This is a genomic window from Aromatoleum petrolei, from assembly GCF_017894385.1.
GTDB classification, from domain to species: domain Bacteria; phylum Pseudomonadota; class Gammaproteobacteria; order Burkholderiales; family Rhodocyclaceae; genus Aromatoleum; species Aromatoleum petrolei.
Genome location: NZ_CP059560.1, coordinates 4333837 through 4353710 on the forward strand (window position 1 = coordinate 4333837; position 19874 = coordinate 4353710).

The 19874-nt window shown below is 69.4% G+C and carries 17 protein-coding genes; 13 read left to right on the top strand and 4 right to left on the bottom strand.

Annotated features, from left to right (window positions below; genetic code table 11):
• Positions 1-48: 48 nt before the first annotated feature.
• Complete coding sequence (locus tag ToN1_RS19845; protein WP_280516650.1) at positions 49-957, top strand: LysR family transcriptional regulator; 909 nt, start codon at positions 49-51, stop codon at positions 955-957.
• Here ToN1_RS19845 and ToN1_RS19850 read toward each other — a convergent pair whose 3' ends face one another.
• Both ToN1_RS19850 and ToN1_RS19855 read right to left on the bottom strand, forming a co-directional pair.
• Entirely contained in the window at positions 958-3744 is a 2787-nt protein-coding gene (locus ToN1_RS19850; protein ID WP_169205125.1) for an AMP-binding protein, read from the bottom strand. It abuts the gene before it with no gap.
• 59 nt (positions 3745-3803) lie between these two features.
• Positions 3804-4457: a COG3904 family protein gene (locus ToN1_RS19855; protein ID WP_169205126.1), complete on the bottom strand. Its 654-nt coding sequence runs from the start codon at positions 4455-4457 to the stop codon at positions 3804-3806.
• A gap of 164 nt (positions 4458-4621) precedes the next feature.
• On the opposite strand from ToN1_RS19855, the gene ToN1_RS19860 reads away from it, so the two are divergent.
• From ToN1_RS19860 to groL, 4 genes are all read left to right on the top strand, one after another.
• Complete coding sequence (locus tag ToN1_RS19860) at positions 4622-5047, top strand: archease (protein ID WP_169205127.1); 426 nt, start codon at positions 4622-4624, stop codon at positions 5045-5047.
• 225 nt (positions 5048-5272) lie between these two features.
• Positions 5273-5428 carry a hypothetical protein gene (locus tag ToN1_RS19865; RefSeq protein WP_169205128.1) on the top strand — a complete coding sequence of 52 codons (156 nt, stop codon included), beginning with the start codon at positions 5273-5275 and terminating at the stop codon, positions 5426-5428.
• A gap of 125 nt (positions 5429-5553) precedes the next feature.
• Positions 5554-7272, top strand: coding sequence for a DNA polymerase/3'-5' exonuclease PolX (gene polX / locus ToN1_RS19870; RefSeq protein ID WP_169205129.1), 1719 nt, complete (start codon positions 5554-5556; stop codon positions 7270-7272).
• 85 nt (positions 7273-7357) lie between these two features.
• Positions 7358-8902 carry a chaperonin GroEL gene (gene groL, locus ToN1_RS19875; RefSeq protein ID WP_244861075.1) on the top strand — a complete coding sequence of 515 codons (1545 nt, stop codon included), beginning with the start codon at positions 7358-7360 and terminating at the stop codon, positions 8900-8902.
• Between the two features lie 14 nt (positions 8903-8916).
• Here the strand turns inward: groL and ToN1_RS19880 are convergent, their stop codons facing one another.
• A complete protein-coding gene (locus ToN1_RS19880) occupies positions 8917-9417 on the bottom strand; it encodes a BCAM0308 family protein (protein WP_169205130.1) in 501 nt (166 codons plus the stop codon).
• A 147-nt stretch (positions 9418-9564) separates the two neighbouring features.
• Positions 9565-9810: a hypothetical protein gene (locus ToN1_RS19885; RefSeq protein ID WP_169205131.1), complete on the bottom strand. Its 246-nt coding sequence runs from the start codon at positions 9808-9810 to the stop codon at positions 9565-9567.
• Positions 9811-10138: 328 nt separating this feature from the next.
• On the opposite strand from ToN1_RS19885, the gene dnaK reads away from it, so the two are divergent.
• From dnaK to ToN1_RS19925, 8 genes are read left to right on the top strand one after another with little or no spacing between them, the layout of a single operon-like run.
• Complete coding sequence (gene dnaK / locus ToN1_RS19890) at positions 10139-12007, top strand: molecular chaperone DnaK (RefSeq protein ID WP_169205132.1); 1869 nt, start codon at positions 10139-10141, stop codon at positions 12005-12007.
• 15 nt (positions 12008-12022) lie between these two features.
• Complete coding sequence (locus tag ToN1_RS19895; RefSeq protein WP_169205133.1) at positions 12023-13120, top strand: DnaJ C-terminal domain-containing protein; 1098 nt, start codon at positions 12023-12025, stop codon at positions 13118-13120.
• 30 nt (positions 13121-13150) lie between these two features.
• Positions 13151-14581, top strand: a complete 1431-nt coding sequence (locus ToN1_RS19900; RefSeq protein WP_169205134.1) for an RtcB family protein — start codon at positions 13151-13153, stop codon at positions 14579-14581.
• Positions 14582-14614: 33 nt separating this feature from the next.
• The gene (acsA, locus tag ToN1_RS19905) at positions 14615-16381 is read left to right on the top strand and encodes an acetate--CoA ligase (protein WP_169205135.1); all 1767 of its coding nucleotides are present in this window, start codon (positions 14615-14617) and stop codon (positions 16379-16381) included.
• Complete coding sequence (gene pdhA / locus ToN1_RS19910; RefSeq protein WP_169205136.1) at positions 16378-17379, top strand: pyruvate dehydrogenase (acetyl-transferring) E1 component subunit alpha; 1002 nt, start codon at positions 16378-16380, stop codon at positions 17377-17379. Before acsA ends, pdhA begins: the two co-directional genes overlap by 4 nt.
• Complete coding sequence (locus tag ToN1_RS19915) at positions 17376-18359, top strand: alpha-ketoacid dehydrogenase subunit beta (protein WP_169205137.1); 984 nt, start codon at positions 17376-17378, stop codon at positions 18357-18359. The genes pdhA and ToN1_RS19915 overlap by 4 nt, the downstream gene beginning before the upstream one ends.
• Positions 18352-19572: a dihydrolipoamide acetyltransferase family protein gene (locus tag ToN1_RS19920; protein WP_169205138.1), complete on the top strand. Its 1221-nt coding sequence runs from the start codon at positions 18352-18354 to the stop codon at positions 19570-19572. The genes ToN1_RS19915 and ToN1_RS19920 overlap by 8 nt, the downstream gene beginning before the upstream one ends.
• A gap of 36 nt (positions 19573-19608) precedes the next feature.
• Positions 19609-19860: an acyl carrier protein gene (locus ToN1_RS19925; RefSeq protein WP_169205139.1), complete on the top strand. Its 252-nt coding sequence runs from the start codon at positions 19609-19611 to the stop codon at positions 19858-19860.
• The last annotated feature ends 14 nt before the right edge of the window (positions 19861-19874 follow it).

Below are 19874 nucleotides of genomic sequence, written 5' to 3' on the forward strand. Positions count from 1 at the left end.
ACTGTTGCTCATGAGCAATAATTGCCACATCCGGGGGGCGCGGTAGGCGTGTCGGGCTTGAATCGTTGGGAAGGGCTGGACGAATTCCTCGCCGTGGCCGAGCACGCCAGCTTCTACCGTGCGGCGGAGCAGCTGCGCGTGTCCTCGTCGCACGTGAGCCGTCAGGTCGCGCGCCTGGAGGACCGGCTGCAGGCGCGGCTCTTCTACCGCACGACGCGGCGCGTGTCGCTCACCGAGGCGGGGCAGGTCTTTCTCGCGCGCTGCCAGCGCCTGGTTGAGGAGCGCGACGAGGCCTTCCTCGCCATCAGCGACCTGCAGAGCGCGCCGGCGGGCCTGCTGCGCATGAGCGCGGCGGTGGCTTATGGCGAGCGTTTCATCGTGCCGCTGGTGAATGAGTTCATGGCGCACCATGCCCAGCTGAAGGTCGAGATCGAGCTGACGAACCGCAACGTCGACCTCGTGCACGAGGGCTTCGACCTCGCGATCCGGCTCGGGCGCCTGAGCGATTCCAGCCTCGTCGCGACGCGCATTGCGCCGCGCACGATGTACCTGTGCGCGGCGCCGTCCTACCTCGAACGCTATGGCCGGCCGCACACGCTGTCCGAGCTCGGGCGTCACAACTGCCTGCTCGGCACCAGCGACACGTGGATGTTCCAGCTCGACGGGCGCGAGTATCCATTCAGGCCCAGCGGCAACTGGCGCTGCAACAGCGGCTATGCGGTGCTGGATGCGGCCTTGCGCGGCTTCGGGCTGTGCCAGCTGCCCGACTACTACGTGCTCGGGCCGTTCCAGCGCGGCGAACTGGTGCCGCTGCTGGAGGCGAATCGGCCGCCGAATACCGCCGTGTGGGCGGTGTCGCCGCAGCGCCGGCATCCGCTGCCCAAGGTGCGCCTGCTGGTCGAGGCGCTGAAGGGCGGGTTGGCGCAGTGCCCTGAATACCGGGGGGCGGCCGTTTGACTACGCTGCGGCGTCGGGCTCGCCGCAGTGTTCGAGGATTTCCCGACGCGCCGCATCGCGCAGCGCCAGTGCGGCGTTCCAGTCCTTGCCGTGCGGCAGGATAGGGCGGCCGATCGTCACGCTAACGGGGCCGTGGCGCGGCCGCCAGGTTTCGTCGGGCAGCACCGCGCGCGTGCCGCGGATGGTGACCGGCACCACCGGCAGCTCGGCCTCGCATGCGGCGAGGAAGGCGCCGAGGCGGAACTCCTGCAGGCCGGGTCTGCGTACGAAGGTGCCTTCGGGGAAGTAGAACAGCGCCGCGCCCAGCCGTGCGCGCTCGGCGAGCCGCCTGGCGGCGTCCGCGCTGTCCTGCACCGCGAAGCGTTCGATGAATTCGGTGCCGAGTCCTTGCAGGAAGCGGCAGGCGATGGCGTTGTCGAGCAGCTCGCGCTTGGCGACGAAGACGAAGGGGCGGGGCAGCGCGGCGGCGGCGATCAGGCCGTCGAGGTAGCTCGCGTGGTTCGCGACGACGACGCAGGGCGCGGATGCGGGCAGGTTTTCCCGTCCGCGGACGTCGATGCGGATGCCGATCAGGGCCGCGAGCAGGCGTGCCCCGGTGCGTCCGATGCGCCAGCCGAGCGCCGGGCGACGCAGTGTTGCCACTGCGATCCACACCGGCACTGCGAGCAGCACGAGCGCGGTCCATGCCCAGACTGCCCACAGTGTGCCGAGGGCGCGGCGCAATCCCTGCGCGGCCCTGCGCGTTGCGGCGGTCGCGGCGAGGTGCAGCATCTGCATGCGCACGCTGTGCTGGCGGCCGAGCACGCCGCTTTCGTATAGCTCCCGCGTCGCGGCGCGTCGGATCTTGCCGCTGGAAGTCTTGAGCACGCTGTGCGGCGGTGCGAGCACGATCTCGTCGAGAGGCACGCCCAGCAGGTCCACGGCGAGATTGCCGACATCATGTTCGAGCCGGCGGCGTTCAACCTCGTCGGCGCTGCGTGTCTCGACCACGGCGACGAGCCGTTCGCTTGCCGTTGCGGGATTGGCAACCCCGAACACGGCAACGCAGCCACGGCGCACGCCGGGCAAGGCGCCGATGGCGTCTTCCAGCTCGTAGGGGTAGAGGTTGCGTCCGCCGCGGATGATCATGTCCTTGACCCGGCCGGTCACGAAGAGCTCGCCCTCCGCGAGGTAGCCGAGATCGCCGGTGTCGAGCCAGCCGGCGCCCAGCAGCTTGCGCGTCTCCTCGGGATTGCGCAGGTAGCCGGCGGTGGCCGAGGGGCCGCGGAACTCGATGCGGCCGATGCGGCGCTCGCGCAGTTCCTCGCCATCGGGGCCGACGATGCGAAGATCATGGCCGGGCAGCGGCTGGCCGCAGCCGACGAAGCGGATCGCGCTGGCGTCCCCGCTGGCTGCGCGGACCGCCTCGGTGCGGAAGAAGGCTTCGCGCACGACGCGGTCGATGCGCGGGCCGCGTCCGGCCGGCGGCACGGCGAGGCCGACGGCGTTCTCGGCCAGCCCGTAGGCGGGGGTCATGGTTTCGCGATGCAGGCCCAAGGGCGCAAGGCGCGCGGCGAAGTGTTCCAGCGTGTCCGGATTCACCGGCTCGGCGCCGTTCGCGGCGATGCGCCAGTGCGACAGGTCCAGCCCGGCCAGTTCGCTTTCCTCGACGTGTTTCAGGACCAGTTCGTAGGCGAAGTTCGGTGCCGCGGAGAGGGTGCCGCGGTAGCGGTGCAGCGCGCGCAGCCAGCGCACGGGGCGCGACAGGAAGTCCAGCGGTGACATCAGCACGAGCAGGCAGCCGTTGTACAGGCTGCCGAGCCAGGCGGCGATCAGGCCCATGTCGTGATAGAGGGGCAGCCAGCTCACCGTAACGTCGGCGGAAGTGATTGCGACGCTGCGGCTCCAGGCGCGGATGTTGGCGAGCAGGTTGGCGTGCGTGAGCATCACGCCCTTGGGGTTGCCGGTGCTGCCCGAGGTGTATTGCAGCAGCGCGAGCTCGTCCGGCCGCGGCGTCGCGGTCGCCGGACAGCCGGCTTCGGCCGCGAGCTCGCGCGCGGTGACGGTGTGCCGGAGACTGCCCGAGGGCGTGGAGATCAGGCGGGCGACCGGCTGCACTTGTTCGTCGGTGATCAGCACCGGCGCGCGGCAACTCTCGAGGATGCCGGACTGCCGGCGCAGGTGGTCTTCGAGCTGGGAGGGGCGCGTGGGCGGGTACATCGGCACCGGCACGCCGCCCGCGAGCAGGGCGCCGAAGAAACTGGTGAAGAATTCGAGCGAGGTGGGCAACATGATCGCCACGGCATCGCCCTGCGCGAGCCCGCGCTGCTGCAGACCCGCGGCGATGTGCTGCGCCCCCTGCAGCAGCTCGCGGTGCGTGAGCGTGCCGACCTCGGCGTCGTCGTGCAGCAGGCGGATGTGCACATGATCGGGCGAACGCTCCGCGTGCCAGAGCAGCACGTCGATGAGCGTGGCGGCGCCGGTCGGCGCCTCGATGCGCGTGGTGTCCGGCGCGGCGGCGAGTTCGGGCGCGGAGGAAGTCGCCTCCGGCCGTGCGGCGCGCAGGGCGGCAAAGAGCTGGCGCGGGGTCTCTGCCGTGGCGAGAGTGTTTTCGGGTAGGCGTGCGTGCGCGGCACGCTCGATGCGCGCGAGCAACTCGACGCGCGCGAGGCTGTCGAGTCCGAGGTCGCGTTCGAGGTGGCTGTCGAGCCCGGCTTCGGGCGGCTTGCCGGGGCGCAGCTCGCCGACGAGCGTGCGCACGATGCCGAGCACCTCGGCCGCGTCGATTGCCGGACGGCTTCGGTTCATGATGAGGTTCCGACCGCGAGGTCCGTCGCGGCGCGCACGGGCCGGGTCTTCCCCCCTTTTTAGCCCTTGGTCGCGAGTCCTGCCGTGACGGCGTCGCTCGCGGGCAGCGGGCGCACGCTGCGGCAATCGGTGGCGCGGATCTGCTGCAGCATGTAGTCGGCGGTCAGGCCGGGCAGCATCGCGCGCAGGTAGCGGGCGAGGTTGAGCATCTGGCGGTTGTCGAGTTCGGTGTCGCAGTTCGCGCGGCCGAAGTCCTCGTCGGGCGGGATCTGCGAGAAGCCGAGCCGCGCATTCGTCCCGACCTCGCGTTGGGAGCCGGCGACGAACACCAGCAGGCACAGCGTGTGGCAGGTACTGCCCGGGGCGACGCGGGTGTTGAAGCCGCGGTTGCGCAGCATCGAGCCGACGGTGATCGCGGCGCCGACGCTGCCGTCGGCGACATCGAGGGTCACGGCCTTGCCGCGGCACGAACGCTTCGCAAGCGCATCGCTGGCCAGTCGCAGCGCGGAAACGGCCTCGGGCGTGAGTGTCCCGCGCAGCGTGAGTTCGCACTCTGCGCCGCGTTGCGTGGCGGCTACGTTGCCGCCCTTGTAGACGAAATGTTCCGCCTTGGCGTCGGCTCCCGGTTCCACGGTCGGGGCGACGCCACAGGCGGCGACGACGAGGCCGGTCGCGACGGCGGCTAGGAGATGCCAGGGGAAGCGGATGCGCATGGGGTCTCTCTCCTGATGGTGTGCGGCAAACAGTCCGGCGGCCTGCGGTCGTATGCGCGGCCGAAATCATCGCAGCGCCAACGTATTGCCGCGCAACTTACTAAAATATCATAGCAGGGGCGCGCACCCGGAACGGTGCGGCGCACGATCTGGAGGGCAGCGGAATGGCATGGAGCACCTTCGAGCACGAGGCCGACGTCGGCGTGCGCGGCACCGGCGATACGCTCGCCGAGGCCTTCGCCGGTGCGGCGACGGCAATGACTGCGGTGATCTGCGACCCGGCCGTCGTCGTGCCGCGCGATCCGGTCGGCATTGCCTGCGCGGCGCCCGATCGCGAGCTCCTGCTGGTCGATTGGCTCAATGCGCTGGTGTTCCACATGGCCACGCGCCGTATGCTGTTCTCACGCTTCGAGCTGACAGTCGACTCGGATGCCGGCGGTTGCCGCCTCGCGGCGACGGCTTGGGGCGAGCCGGTGGAGGTCGCCCGCCACCAGCCGGCGGCGGAGGTGAAGGGGGCATCGTTCTGCGAACTGCGGGTCGAGCACGGTGCTGCAGGCGGCTGGCTCGCGCAATGCGTCGTCGATGTCTGAGCGATGCCGCCCGAACAGCCTTTTCCCGGGGCGGGAGGTTGCCGCACCGGACTGCCCGGAACGCATCTTTCGAGCCTCGAAGATGGCAAGCACGATCTTGCCAGCCGGTGCATTTTGGTTGTTTTGCCCGGCCGCCGCGTTGACCGCGGCCCGCACGGCAGCACGCGCGTCGAGCAAGCCGCCGGCGTGCCGCGGCTGCGCCGCGGCTGAGCGCGGGACGGGGTCGTGGTCGCCGTCGCCCCCAAAGCGCAGATCATCAGTGCCATGATCTTTCTTCTCGTTCCGGTGATGATCAACGACGCGCGCGTTTGCTCCGGCCGGAGTACGGGTGCGCGAGCCAAAGCTTCGATGGCCAACGTCACCGTCGTCGAGAAGACGTGAAGGGCACCCCAAATGCACTCGGATTGACCCGCGTCAACCGGCCTGCGCGTGCCGGGAATACGCTTTCCGATTGGAGTGGCAGATCCGCGTCGGGCTGCAGACGGCCACTCCCGCAGGAGGATGCCATGCCGCTGCACAATGCCGACATCGCGGCGATCTTCGGCGAGATCGCCGACCTACTGGAGATCGAGGACGCGAATCCTTTCCGGATCCGTGCCTATCGGCGCGCGGCGCAGGTGCTCGGCGAGTTCGGGCGCGATCTGCGCCAGATGCTCGCGGACGGCGAGGATCTGACCGCCTTGCCCGGCATCGGCAACGATCTGACGGCTAAAATTCGCGAAATCGTCGTAACCGGCCATTGCGCCCAGCTTGATCGCCTGCACGGCGAATTGCCGCCCGCGATCGCCGAGCTGTTGCACATTCCCGGTCTGGGGCCGAAGCGGGTGCGTGCCCTTTGGCACGATCTCGACGTGCAGACCACCGAGCAGCTGTGCCGTGCCGCTCGCGACGGGCGCATCCGGGTACTGCCCGGCTTCGGCGAAAAGACCGAGCGCAGGATCCTGGAGGCCGCCGAGGTGCACCTCGCCCGCGAGCGGCGCTTCAAGCTCGCCACGGCCGCGCAGTATGCCGAAGGGATGGTTGCCTATCTGCGCCGCGTCGAGGGGGTCGAGCGGGTCGAAGTCGCGGGCAGTTTCCGCCGCATGCGCGAGACGGTGGGCGATCTCGACATCCTCGTGATCGCCGCCGCCGGCAATGCCGTGACCGAAGCCTTCGTGACCTACGACGAGGTTCGGGAGGTGCTCGCGCAGGGCAACACGCGCGCGAGCGTGGTGCTGCGCTGCGGTCTGCAGGTCGACCTGCGGGTCGTCGCGCCGGAGAGCTACGGCGCGGCGCTGTGCTACTTCACCGGCTCGCGCGCGCACAACGTCGCGCTGCGCCGCGGCGCCATCGCGGTCGGGCTGAAGCTCAACGAGTATGGCGTGTTCCGCGGCGACCAGCGCATCGCGGGCGAGACCGAGGAATCCGTGTATCGGGTTCTGGGCCTCGCGTGGATTCCGCCGGAGTTGCGCGAGGACCGCGGCGAGATCGAGGCCGCGCGTCGCGGGCGGCTGCCGCATTTGGTGCGCCGCGAGGACCTGCGCGGCGATCTTCACGCCCACACGCGTGCGACCGACGGCCACAACAGCCTGCGCGAGATGGCGCTGGCTGCACGCGATGCGGGACTCGAATACCTCGCGATCACCGAGCATTCGCGTCGCCTCGCGATGGCGCACGGCCTCGACGCGGCCGGCCTCGCGCGCCAGATCGACGAGATCGAACGGCTGAACGAGACGCTCACGGGCATCCGCATGCTCAAGGGCATCGAGGTCGACATCCTCGAGGACGGCAGCCTCGACCTGCCGGACGCTATCCTCGCGCGGCTCGACGTGGTGGTCGGAGCGGTGCATTCGCGGTTCGATCTGCCGCGCACGCGCCAGACCGAGCGCATACTGCGCGCAATGGAGAGCCGCCACTTCACGCTGCTCGCGCACCCGACCGGGCGCGTGCTCGACGAGCGCGACCCCTACGACGTGGATATGTCTCGCGTGATCCGCCGTGCGCGCGAGCGCGGCTGCGCCCTCGAGCTCAATGCCCACCCCACGCGGCTCGACCTGCTCGACACCTGGTGCATGGCCGCGCGCGACGAGGGGGTGCCGGTGGCGATCAATTCGGATGCGCACAGCGTGCGCGACTTCGACAATCTGCGTTTCGGCGTCGGGCAAGCGCGGCGAGGCTGGCTGGAAGCCAAGGACGTGCTGAACACACGTCCGCTGGCGGTCTTGCTGGCCTGGCTGAAGTGCTGAACGGCCTGCCTGCGGACGGCCACGACTAGGGAGAGTGCGACATGGCGGCAAAGCAGGTCTTGTTTCATCAGGCATCGTGCGCGGCATGTCGGTGCTGGTCGATGCGGTCAAGGAGACGCTCGGGCCGCGCGCGCGCACCGTCCTGCTCGAACAGCCCCACGGCCCGCCCATCGTCATCAACTCCGGCGTGGTGGTCGCCCGCTCGATCGAGCTCGCCGACCCGTTCGAGAACATGGGCGTCGGGCTCGTCCGACAGGCCGCCGCGCGGACCTCGGAGCTCGCCGGCGACGGCACGACCACGGCAATGCTGCTCGCGGCTGCAATCGTGCGCGAGGGCATGAAGCACGTGACCGCGGGCATGAATCCCATGGATTTGAAGCGCGGCATCGAGAAGGCGAGCAGTCGCGTTGCCGCGGCACTGCAGGCGATGGCGCGACCGTGCGCGACGCGGCGCGAATTCGCGCAGGTCGCATCGATCTCGGCCAACAACGACGCGAGCGTCGGCGAGCTGATCGCCGAGGCCCTGGATCGGGTCGGGCGTGACGGCGTGGTGACGGTCGACGAGGGCTCGGCCTTAGCGAGCGAGATTGAGGTCGTCGAGGGCACGCGATTCGCGCGCGGCTATCTGTCGCCCTACTTCATCAACACCGAAGAGGGGGCGCGCGTCGTGCTGGAGGAGGCGCTCCTGATGCTGTGCGAGCGCAAGCTGTCGGCAATGGGCGAGCTGCTGCCGGTGCTCGAGACGGTGGCGCAGAGCGGTCGTCCGCTGCTGCTCGTCGCCGATGAGGTCGAGGGTGACGCATTGGCCATGTTGGTCGTCAATAACGTGCGCGGCACGCTGAAGGCCTGTGCAGTGAGGGCGCCCGAATTCGGCGAGCTGCGCGCGGCGATGCTGGAGGACATCGCGGCCCTGACGGGCGCGACGGTCATCAGCGAGGCGACGGGGCTCGCGCCTCAGCAGGCGGGGCTCGCCCAGCTCGGCAGTGTCCGGCGGGTGGAGGTCGACCGCGACAGCTGCACCCTCATCGGCGGCGGCGGCCCCGCGCGCCTCGAAGCACGGCTGGCGCTGCTCCGCGGCGAACTCGCGCGTGCCGCCGGCGAGCCCGAGCGCGAAATGCTGCGGCTGCGCCTGGCGCGGCTCGCGGGTGGGGTGGCGCTACTGAAGGTAGGCGGGGCGACCGAGACCGAGATGAAGGAGCGCCGCGCGCGCGTCGACGACGCGCTGCATGCGACGAGCGCCGCGATCGCCGAGGGCGTGCTGCCCGGCGGGGGTGTGGCGCTGCTGCGCGCGCGAGAGGCGCTGGCCGGTCTGCGCGGGGACAACCGCGATCAGGACTGCGGTATCGACATCCTGCGGCGTGCGCTTGAGGAGCCGATGCGTCAGCTTGCCGAAAACACCGGCGTCGAGGCCTCGGTGGTGATCGACCGCGTCGGCGCGGGCGAAGGAGGCTTCGGCTTCAACGCCGCGAGCGGCGACTACGGCGACCTGCTCGCGATGGGCGTGCTCGACCCCTGCAAGGTCACGCGTACCGCGCTGCAGAACGCAGTGTCGGTGGCCGATCTGATTCTGACCACCGACTGCACGGTTGCCACTGTGCCGGCGAGCGTCCCATGGGCCGCGCGCGAGTAGGAAGGGCGCGACGCTCAGTGCCAGAAGTAGACTCGCACGAAGTTTTCCGATTCGCCGTAGCGGAACTCGAGCTGGCCGCGATGGGCATGCTGCAGCGCCTCGCCGATGCGGCGCGCGAGATGCACGCCGGTCGTCGTGATCACGAGGCCGCCGTCTTCGTCGACGATCTCCATGATGCGCTCGATCGGATGTTCGCCCCTTTCCGCTTGCGCCGTGTGTTCGATCAGGCTCAGGTATTCGTCCTTCTCGGCGGGGTCGAAATCGCCGCCGACCAGAACGATGCCGGCCGGGAGGTTATCGCGCATCCGCTTGCACGCCGGGCACAGGCGCGCACGCGCATCCGGCGTGGTCGCGCCGCCGCGCCAACGGCCCCCGTGAAAGACCGCTCCGCATTCAGGGCAGGCGGCCGGCTCGGCGGGTTTGCCGCGGTCGGCGTAGGGGTCGTGACGCTGTTCCTGGATCAGCCGGTCGTGGCGAACCGGACGCGAAGAGGTGGCTTTGGCGTGGCGAGACATGATGACCTCCGAGAACCTGCGGTGAAGCCGGCGGTTGGGGTGCGGCGGGCAGGGCATCGAAGCCGCCTGCCATCATTTTCTGTTTAGCAATCCGCCGATCGGTCCGCTTTGACGGATGTCATATGTTCGATGATTTGTCGGCTATGCCTAAAAGGGGCTTTTGCCGGAAACCGAAACGCGATGACGAGGACCGAGAACCTGACTGGCGGCAAAATCGGGAACGGTCCGAAGTGCGGTTTTCTCGCCGAGCCCGCCGCGTACGGCGAGGACGTGCGCGCGGTGCGGACGATTGAGACCCATATGCATGCCCTCGATCACCGCCGCGCCCGATGCGATGCGCAGCTCCCTCTTGGCGGTCTCTACATTCGCTCGCATCCCCGTCACCCATGACATCGTCCAATGATCGGAATAGACAGTGATGGCCGACCGTGCGTCGCCGGCGCGGCCCCGCGGTGTCGATACATGGACGGCTTGGTAAAGCCTTGCACATGAGGCGGATCTCGGCGTGCGTGGCCGAGGTGAAGGGGGTATCGTTCTGTGAGTTCAAGGCCGAGCCCCATCCCGCCTGCGGCTGACTCGTACAATGTGTGGTGGATGTGGGAGCCATGCCCCCCGGTTTTGGCTATCCTGAACATGACAGGCGCACGTCGCGCATCTTCGGTGTCGGGGCACGGACGGACTGGCGCCATTCGGTGATGATCACATCCAGGGAGGTAGTGCCATGGCAATCATCGGCATCGATCTGGGAACGTCCAACTCGGCCGCGGCGGTGCTGCGCGGTGGACGTCCGGTTCTGATTCCCAGTGCCGAGGGTGTGAGTCTCGGCGGCAAGGCGTTTCCGAGCTACGTCGCCGTCACCGCCGACGGGCAGATGCTGATCGGCGAGCCGGCGCGGCGCCAGGCGGCGGCGAACCCGGAAGGCACGACGACGGCGTTCAAGCGCCGCATGGGCACGCGCGAGCGCATCCGCTTGCGCGACCGCGAGTTTTCGCCGGAGCAGCTTTCCGCCTTCCTGCTGCAGAAGATCAAGCGCGACGCGGAGGCCTTCCTCGGCGAGCCGGTGGCGAAGGCCGTCGTCACCGTGCCGGCCTATTTCGACGACAACCAGCGCAGCGCGACCAAGGACGCCGCGGGAATCGCAGGGCTGGAGGTCGTGCGCCTCGTCAACGAGCCGACTGCGGCCTCGCTCGCCTACGGGCTCGACCGAGTGGAGCAGGAACTGCGCATCGCGGTGATCGACCTCGGCGGCGGCACGCTGGACGTGACGATCATGGAGTTCGGCAAGGGCGTGTTCGAGGTGCGCTCGACGAGCGGCGACACGCGCCTCGGCGGCACGGACATGAACCAGGCGATTTTCGAGGCGCTCGCGCAACGCTTCTACGAGCAGAGCGGCATCGACTGCCGGCGCGACGTCAAGGCGGCCGCGCGCCTGCTGGAGGCGGCAGAGATTGCGAAGATCGAGCTGTCGAACAATGTAACGACGCACCTGTCGCTCCCCTACATCGGCGTCGCAGGCGGCGAACCCAAGCACCTCGAGATGGATCTCGGCCGGGCGGACCTCGAGCGCCTCGTGCGCCCGACAATCGAGCGCTGCCGCGGGCCGGTCGAACAGGCGCTGCGCGACGCGGGGATCAGCTCGCAGCAGGTCGATCGCATCGTGTTCGTCGGTGGCCCGACGCGCATGCCGGCCGTGCGCGCCTTCTTCGAGGAGATGCTCGGGCGCAAGGCCGAGATGGGTGTCGACCCGATGGAGTGCGTCGCGAGCGGCGCGGCGATCCAGGCCGGCGTGTTGACGGGCGAGGTGCAGGACATCGTGCTGGTCGACGTCACGCCGCTGACGCTCGGGGTCGAGACCCTGGGTGGCGTCGCGACCGCGCTGATCAGCCGCAACACGCCGGTGCCTGTGAAGAAGACCGAAAGCTTCACGACCGCGGCGGACATGCAGACCTCGGTGACGATCCACGTCTTCCAGGGCGAGCGGGCGATGGCGGCGGACAACGTGAGCCTGGGCGAATTCAACCTCGACGGCATCCCGCCGGCGCCGCGCGGCGTGCCGAAGATCGAGGTCACCTTCGACATCGACGCGAGCGGCATCCTCAACGTTTCGGCGAAGGACCTCGCGACCGGGCGCAGCCAGTCGGTGCGCATCAGCGGTTCGACGCGGCTCGCGGGCGACGTGAAGGAGCGCATGGTGCGCGAGGCCGAGCAGTACGCCGAGGCCGACAAGAAGCGGCGCGAGGAGGCAGAGGTCTTCAACGATGCGGACGGTCTGTGCTACCAGGCCGACAAGATGATCGCGGACTTCCCCGACAAGCTCACGCAGGAGATCAAGGACCGCATCGAGCAGGCGCGCCGCGAGACGCGCGACGCGCTGGGCCGGCGTGACGTGGCGGCGGTGAAGGAGAGGGTCGAGGCGTTGCGCAAGGTGCTGAAGGAGGCCGGCACGATGCTGTACGTGCAGACCCAGCCGCCGGGCAGCGGGCCGTACCAGGAGACGCGTTACACGCCGCCGGGCGGCTCGGGCGGTTCGGGACCGTCCGGCGGGGCGACGGGGCCGGGCGGGCGCGTGGTCGATGCGGACTACCACTGAGGAAATCATCCTCTCATGGCCGACACGAAACGTGATTACTACGAAGTGCTCGGCGTGCCGCGCGAGGCCGACGCGAAGGCCATCAAGGACGCGTTCCGGGCGCTGGCGCTGAAATACCACCCCGACCGCAACAAGGAGCCGGGCGCGGAGGAGCGCTTCAAGGAAATCGCCGAGGCCTATGCGGTGCTGTCGGACCCGAAGAAGCGCGCCGACTACGATGCGGGCGGGTTCGAGGGGCTGAAGGGCGTGCGGCCGGAAGACCTCTTCGGCGGCATCGATTTCGAGAACCTGTTCGGTGGGCTGGGTTTCGACTTCGGTGGGGGCATCTTCGACCGTTTCTTCGGTGGTCGTCGGCCGGGCGCTCGTGGGCCACGCGGCCCCCTGCGCGGCGAGAACATGGAGGTGCTGCTGCGCGTGCCGCTCGAGCGCGTGCTCACGGGTGGCGAGGAAATCGTCCATGTCGACCATCCGGTGCAATGCCCGGTATGCAAGGGCGCGCGCGCAAAGCCCGGGACGGCGCCGCGCGTGTGCGAGACCTGCCAAGGCAGCGGACGGCAGGTGCGGACGAGTCGCGAGGGCGGGATGATGTTCGAGCAGGTGACGGCTTGCCCGGAGTGCGGGGGCCACGGCAGCTTCATCGATCACCCTTGCGAGGAATGCCACGGCCGCGGGGTGGTGCCTCGCTCCGAAAAACTCACTGTGAAGATCCCCGTTGGCGTCGAGGAGGGCATGGCGTTGCGCATCCCCGGGCACGGCTACGCGTCGTCCGAGCCGAACGGGCCGCCGGGCGACCTCTTCGTGATCGTGCGCACGCTCCCCGATCCGCGTTTCGAACGTGACGGTGCCGACCTGTGGCGGGTGCAGGATGTGGTGGTGACCGACGCCGTGCTCGGCACGCAGATCGAAGTGCCGACGCTGGACGGGCCGGCCAGCGTCAAGGTGCCGGCGGGTACGCAGCCCGACACGGTGCTACGCCTGCGCCACAAGGGGCTGCCCGACTTCGGCAATCGCGGCCGCGGCGACCTGATGCTGCGGCTGCGCGTCGTGGTGCCCGAGCGACTGTCCAATGAGGAGCGCCGGTTGTACGAGCAACTGCGTGCGCTCAGGCGCTGAACCGGCTTGCGAAACGCTTGGAGGCGGAAGATGGAACTCCGGAGATTCCAACAACGTGGCCCCTACGAGTGGGAACTGCCCGCGACGGGACGCATGCGCGTGCCCGGTGTGATCTTCGCGTCGCGCGAGCTGATGGAGGCGATGGACGAAAAGGTCGCCGAACAGATCGCGAACGTCGCGAGCCTGCCGGGCATCGTCACTGCCTCCTATGCGATGCCCGACGCGCATTGGGGATATGGTTTCCCGATCGGCGGCGTCGCGGCCTTCGATGCGGACGAAGGCGGCGTCGTGTCGGCGGGAGGCGTCGGTTTCGACATCTCCTGCGGCGTGCGCGCGCTGCACACCGGGCTCAAGCAGGCCGACCTTGAGGCGCACAAGAAGCGGCTCGCCGACGTGCTGTTCGCGCGCATCCCGGCCGGCGTGGGGAGCACCGGCGCGCTGCGCCTGTCCGGCCCGGAGACGGACGCGATGCTCAAGGGGGGCGCGCGCTGGGCGGTGAAGGAAGGTTATGGCAGCGAGGCCGACCTCGCGCACATCGAGGAGTCGGGCTGTGTCGCCGGCGCCGATCCGCACGCGGTGTCGGACATGGCCAAGAAGCGCCAGCGCGACGAGATGGGCACGCTCGGTTCGGGCAACCATTACCTCGAAGTGCAGGTCGTCGACGAGGTGTTCGACGCGGCGGCTGCCAAGGCTTACGGGCTGGCCAAGGGCGACATCGTCGTCAGCATACACTGCGGTTCGCGCGGTCTCGGCCACCAGATCGGTACCGACTACCTGCGCGAGATGGTGATCGCGGCGCCGGCCGCGGGCATCGCTTTGCCGGACCGTGAACTCGCGTGCGCACCTCTGACGTCGGCGCTCGGCCAGCGTTACCTCGGCGCAATGCGCGCAGGGATCAACTGCGCGCTGGCGAACCGGCAGATCCTCACGCATCTCGCACGCGAGGCCTTCGCCCAAGTTTTTCCGCACGTGCGCCTGTCCATCCTCTACGACGTGTCGCACAACACCTGCAAGGAAGAGACGCACCGAGTCGGCGACGAGCGGCGGCGGCTCTTCGTGCATCGCAAGGGCGCGACCCGTGCCTTCGGCCCCGGTCACGCGGAACTGCCGCGCGAGTACCGCGAGGCCGGACAGCCGGTGCTGATCGGCGGCAGCATGGGCACGGCCTCGTGGATTCTCGCCGGTGCCGCGGGCACCGAGGAACGCGCCTTCGGCTCGGCCTGCCACGGCGCGGGCCGTGCGATGAGCCGCAACGAGGCGCTGCGCCGCTGGCAGGGCCGCAACGTCGTAGACGAGCTCGCCGCGCGCGGCATCCTGATCCGCAGTCCGAGCTTCCGCGGCGTCGCGGAGGAAGCGCCGCTCGCCTACAAGGACGTCGGCGCGGTCGTCGATGCGGCCCACCGCGCGGGGCTCGCGGTGAAGGTCGCGCGGCTCTTGCCGCTCGTGTGCATCAAGGGCTGAAAAATACATCGGCACTGAACGGAGGAGGGAGTGATGGAACGGACGTCGATCATCCGCAAGGCGCCATCAGAACTTCGGACGCAGCCGAATCTCGTCGACTACGAGGCGACGCGGCGTGCCTTCTCGTGGGACCTCGCGCGCGAGGCGCTCGCGGGCCTGCCCGGCGGGGCGCTCAACATCGCCTACGAGACAGTCGTGCGTCACGCGGGCGGACCGCTGCGCGACCGCCTGGCATTCCGCTTCCTCGGCCAGGACGGAGCCGTGCGCGACCTGAGCTACGCCGATCTCGCGGAACTCACCGCACGCTTCGCCAACGTGCTGCGCGGGCTCGACGTCGTGCGTGGCGAGCGCGTGTTCGTGCTCACCGGGCGCATCCCCGAGCTCTATGCCGCGGTGCTGGGCGGCCTGCGCGCCGGTTGCGCGGTGTCGCCGCTGTTCTCGGCCTTCGGGCCCGAACCGATCGCGACGCGCCTGAACATCGGCCAGGGCGCGGTGCTGGTGACGACCGAGTTGCTGTATCAACGCAAGGTGGCGAAGATCCGCGGCGAGCTGACGACGCTGCGCCACGTGCTGCTGGTGTCGGACGACGGCACGACCACCGAGGTGCCGGACACGCATGACTTCGGGCGCCTGATGGCCGCGGCCTCGGACGACTTCCCCACCGTGCCGACGCGCCCCGATGAGCTCGCGCTGCTGCATTTCACGAGCGGCACGACGGGCACGCCCAAGGGCGCGATGCACGTGCATGGCGCGGTGGCGACGCACTGGGCGACCGGCCTCTACGCGCTCGACCTGCATCCCAACGACGTGTTCTGGTGCACGGCCGACCCCGGCTGGGTCACCGGCACCTCCTACGGCATCATCGCGCCGCTGCTGCACGGCGTGACCTCCATCGTCGACGAGGGCGACTTCGACGCCGAGCGCTGGTACCGCATCCTGCACGAGCAGAAAGTCACCGTCTGGTACACCGCGCCGACCGCGATCCGCATGTTGATGAAGGCGGGGCCGGAACTCGCGAAACGCTACGAATTCCCGCAACTGCGCTTCGTCGCCAGCGTCGGCGAGCCGCTCAACCCCGAGGCCGTGTGGTGGGGCAAGGAGGTGCTGGGCTTGCCGATCCACGACAACTGGTGGCAGACGGAGACCGGCGGCATCATGATCGCCAACGTGCCGGCGCTGGACATCAAGCCCGGTTCGATGGGCCGTCCGCTGCCAGGCGTCGAGGCCGCGATCGTGCGCGAAGGCAAGGACGGCCTGGTCGAGGTCGTCGATGAGCCCGACGTCGAGGGCGAACTCGCACTGCTGCGCGGCTGGCCGGCGATGCTGCGCGGCTACCTGAACAACGAGGAACGCTACCGCAAGTGCTTCTCGGGCGTGTGGTACCTCACCGGCGACCTCGCGCGGCGCGACGCTGACGGTTACTTCTGGTTCGTCGGGCGCAAGGACGATGTCATCAAGTCGGCCGGTCACCTGATCGGCCCCTTCGAGGTAGAAAGCGTGCTGATGGAGCACCCGGCGGTCGCCGAAGCCGGCGTGATTGGCAAGCCCGACGAGATGGTCGGCGAAATCGTGAAGGCCTTCGTGTCGCTGAAGAAGGGCTATGAGCCGAGCGAGGCGTTGCGCATGGAACTCCTCGCACATGCGCGCCGGAAGCTCGGCGCCGCGGTCGCGCCCAAGGAGATCGACTTCGCGACGACGCTGCCGCGCACGCGCAGCGGCAAGATCATGCGCCGGCTGCTGAAGGCGCGCGAACTGGGTCTGCCGGAAGGGGACACCTCGACGCTGGAGGCCGGCGCATGAACGCGACGCGCAAACCGAAGGCGGCGGCCCCCGAACGCCCGTTCAAGCTGCAGCTCCTTGCCGACATGCTGCGCATCCGCCGCATGGAGGAGAAGTGCGCCGAGCTCTACGGCGCGCAGAAGATCCGCGGCTTCCTGCACCTCTACATCGGCGAGGAGGCCTGCGCGACCGGCGCGATGCACGCGCTCGATGCGGACGACAACGTCGTCGCGACCTACCGTGAGCACGGCCACGCGCTGCTACGCGGCGTGCCGATGGATGTGATCATGGCCGAGATGTTCGGCAAGGCGGCCGGCTGCTCGCGCGGGCGGGGAGGCTCGATGCACCTCTTCGACGCATCGCGGCGTTTCTACGGTGGCAACGCCATCGTCGGCGGCGGCCTGCCGCTGGCGGTGGGGCTCGCGCTGGCGGACCGCATGCAGGGCATCCGCCGCGTCACCGCGTGCTTCTTCGGCGAGGGCGCGGTCGCCGAGGGCGCGTTCCACGAAGGCATGAACCTCGCGGCGCTTTGGCGGCTGCCGGTGCTCTTCCTGTGCGAGAACAACCTGTACGCGATGGGCACCGCGCTCGACCGTTCGGAGTCGCAGACCGAGCTGTGCGTGAAGGCGGCGAGCTACAAGGTGCCGACGCTGAAGGTGGACGGCATGGACGTGCTGGCGGTGCATGAGGCGACGCGCCGCGCCGCGCAGCAGGTGCGCGAGGAGGGCGGCCCCTTCTTCGTCGAGTTCCGCACCTTCCGCTTCCGCGCGCACTCGATGTTCGACCCAGAGCTGTACCGCGACAAGGCCGAGGTCGAGGAATGGAAGAAGCGCGGGCCGATCCACAGCTTCTCCGCGCAACTGAAGGCCGTGGGCGAGCTGACCGAGGACGGCTTCCTCGACCTCGATGCGGAAGCCGAGGCGGAGGTCGCCGCCGCGGTCGCGTTCGCAGAAGGGGCCCCGTGGGAGCCGGTCGAGGACCTGCTGCGCGACGTCACGACACCGGGAGTGCAGCGATGAGAATCAGCTACCGCGAGGCCATGCGCCAGGCGCTGCACGACGCGCTCACGAGTGATCCGCGCGTATTCCTGATGGGCGAGGACGTGGGCCGCTACGGCGGCACCTATGCGGTGTCCAAGGGCTTCTACGACGAGTTCGGCCCCGAGCGCATCCGCGACACGCCGCTCTCCGAACTGGGCTTCGTCGGCGCCGGCATCGGCGCGGCGCTGGGTGGCATGCGCCCGATCGTCGAGGTCATGACGGTGAATTTCAGCCTGCTCGCGCTCGACCAGATCGTGAATAGTGCCGCGCTGCTGCGCCACATGTCGGGCGGCCAGGTGTCGGTGCCGCTGGTGATCCGCATGGCCACCGGCGCCGGGCGCCAGCTCGCGGCCCAGCACTCGCACAGCCTGGAGAACTGGTATGCCCACATCCCCGGCATCCGCGTCCTCGCCCCGGCGACCATCGCCGACGCGCGCGGCATGCTCGCCCCGGCGCTCGCCGACCCCGATCCCGTCGTGATCTTCGAGCACGCTCAGCTCTATAACATGGAAGACGAGCTGCGAGATGAGCCAAATGAGGACTGGCGGTGCGACATCGAGCGCGCGGCGATCCGCCGTCCCGGCAGCCAGGTCAGCGTCATCACCTACGGCGGCAGCCTGCCCAAGGCGCTGGAGGCCGCCGCCGAGCTCGCGCGCGACGGCATCGACGTCGAGGTCGTCGACCTGCGCGTGCTGCGCCCGCTCGATACGGAGACCATCGAGGAGTCGGTGAGCCGCACGCACCGCGCGCTGATCGTCGACGAGGGCTGGCGCAGCGGCAGCCTGGCCGCGGAGGTGATGGCGCGCATTGTTGAGGACTGCTTCTACGACCTCGATGCGCCACCGGTGCGCGTGTGCAGCGAGGAGGTGCCGATCCCCTACGCGAAGCACATGGAAGACGCGGCGCTGCCGCAGCCGGCGAAGATCGTCGCGGCGGTGAGGGAGATGCTCAATGTTTGACTTCACGCTGCCCTCCCTCGGCGCCGACATGGACGAGGGCAAGCTCATCGAATGGAAGGTGAAGCCCGGCGACACGGTGCACAAGGGTCAGGTCGTCGCGATCGTCGATACCTCGAAGGCGGCGGTCGACGTGGAGATCTGGCAGGACGGCGTCGTGCATGAACTGCTGGTCGAGGCGGGGGAGCGGATTCCCGTCGGCACGGCGTTGGCGACCCTGCTCGAACCCGGCGAAAAGGCACCGCCGAAGGGGGCGCCGTCGAAGGGCGCGCGGGCAGGCGGGAAGGAAGCGAGGCGTGCGGCCGGGGGCGCTGCGGCCGTGGGAGAAGGACGGCCACTGGCCGCCGCTGCGGCCGTTCACGCAGAAGGCGCCCGCCTGCGCATCTCGCCGGCTGCGCGCAAGCGTGCCGACGCGCTCGGGGTGGATATCGCGCGCCTCACGGGCTCCGGCCCCGGTGGCGCGGTGACGCTGGCCGATGTCGAGGCCGCCGCGCAGCCCGGCGCGCCGAAGGCCGTCGAAGCCATTCCGGCGGCACATCCCGAAGCCGACAGGAACGCCGAGATGCGCCGCGCAATCGCCGCGGCGATGAGCCGCTCGAAGCGCGAGATCCCGCATTACTACCTCGTCGAGACGATCCCGATGGCGCGCGCGCAGCGGTGGCTCGCACAGGCGAACGAGGGGCGGCCGATCACCGCGCGTCTGCTGATGGCGGTGCTGCAACTGAAGGCCGTCGCCGCGGCGCTCGCGCAGTATCCCGACCTGAACGGCATCTTCCGCGACGGCTGTTTCGAGCCGGTGCAGGCCGCGCACATCGGCGTCGCGATCTCGCTGCGCCAAGGCGGGCTGATCGCCCCCGCGCTGCACGACGTCGGCAGCAAGCCGCTCGACCAGCTGATGCGCGAGCTCGCCGATCTCGTGAAGCGCACGCGCGCCGGTTCGCTGCGCAGCTCAGAGATGTCGGACCCGACGATCACCGTGACGAATCTCGGCGATCAGGGCGTGGAAGCCGTGATGGGTGTGATCTACCCGCCGCAGGTCGCGCTCGTCGGCTTCGGCCGCATCATGGAGCGGCCGTGGGTTGAGGACGGCGCGCTGCTCGCGCTGCCGACCGTCGTCGCGAGCCTCGCGGCGGATCACCGCGTCTCGGACGGGCACCGCGGGGCGCTGTTCCTCGCGGAACTGCGCGAGCGACTGCAACGGCCCGAGGAGTTGTGACCGGGAAGGGCGACAGGGACAAACAAGGGGAAGGCGATGGCCGAGAAATATCCCGAACTGCGCGCGAATGTGATCGCGATCCTGCGTGGCATCGCGCCCGAGGTCGAGGCGGACGAGTTGCGCGACGACCGGCCGCTGCGCCAGCAGGTCGACCTCGATTCGATGGACTGGCTCAACTTCCTGATCGGGATCAGCGAGCAGCTGAAGGTGAGCATCCCCGAGGCGGACTACGGCCGCCTCGTGACGCTGGGGAATCTGCTCGACTACCTGCGCGCGAAGCTCGGCTAGCGGGGCTCACATCG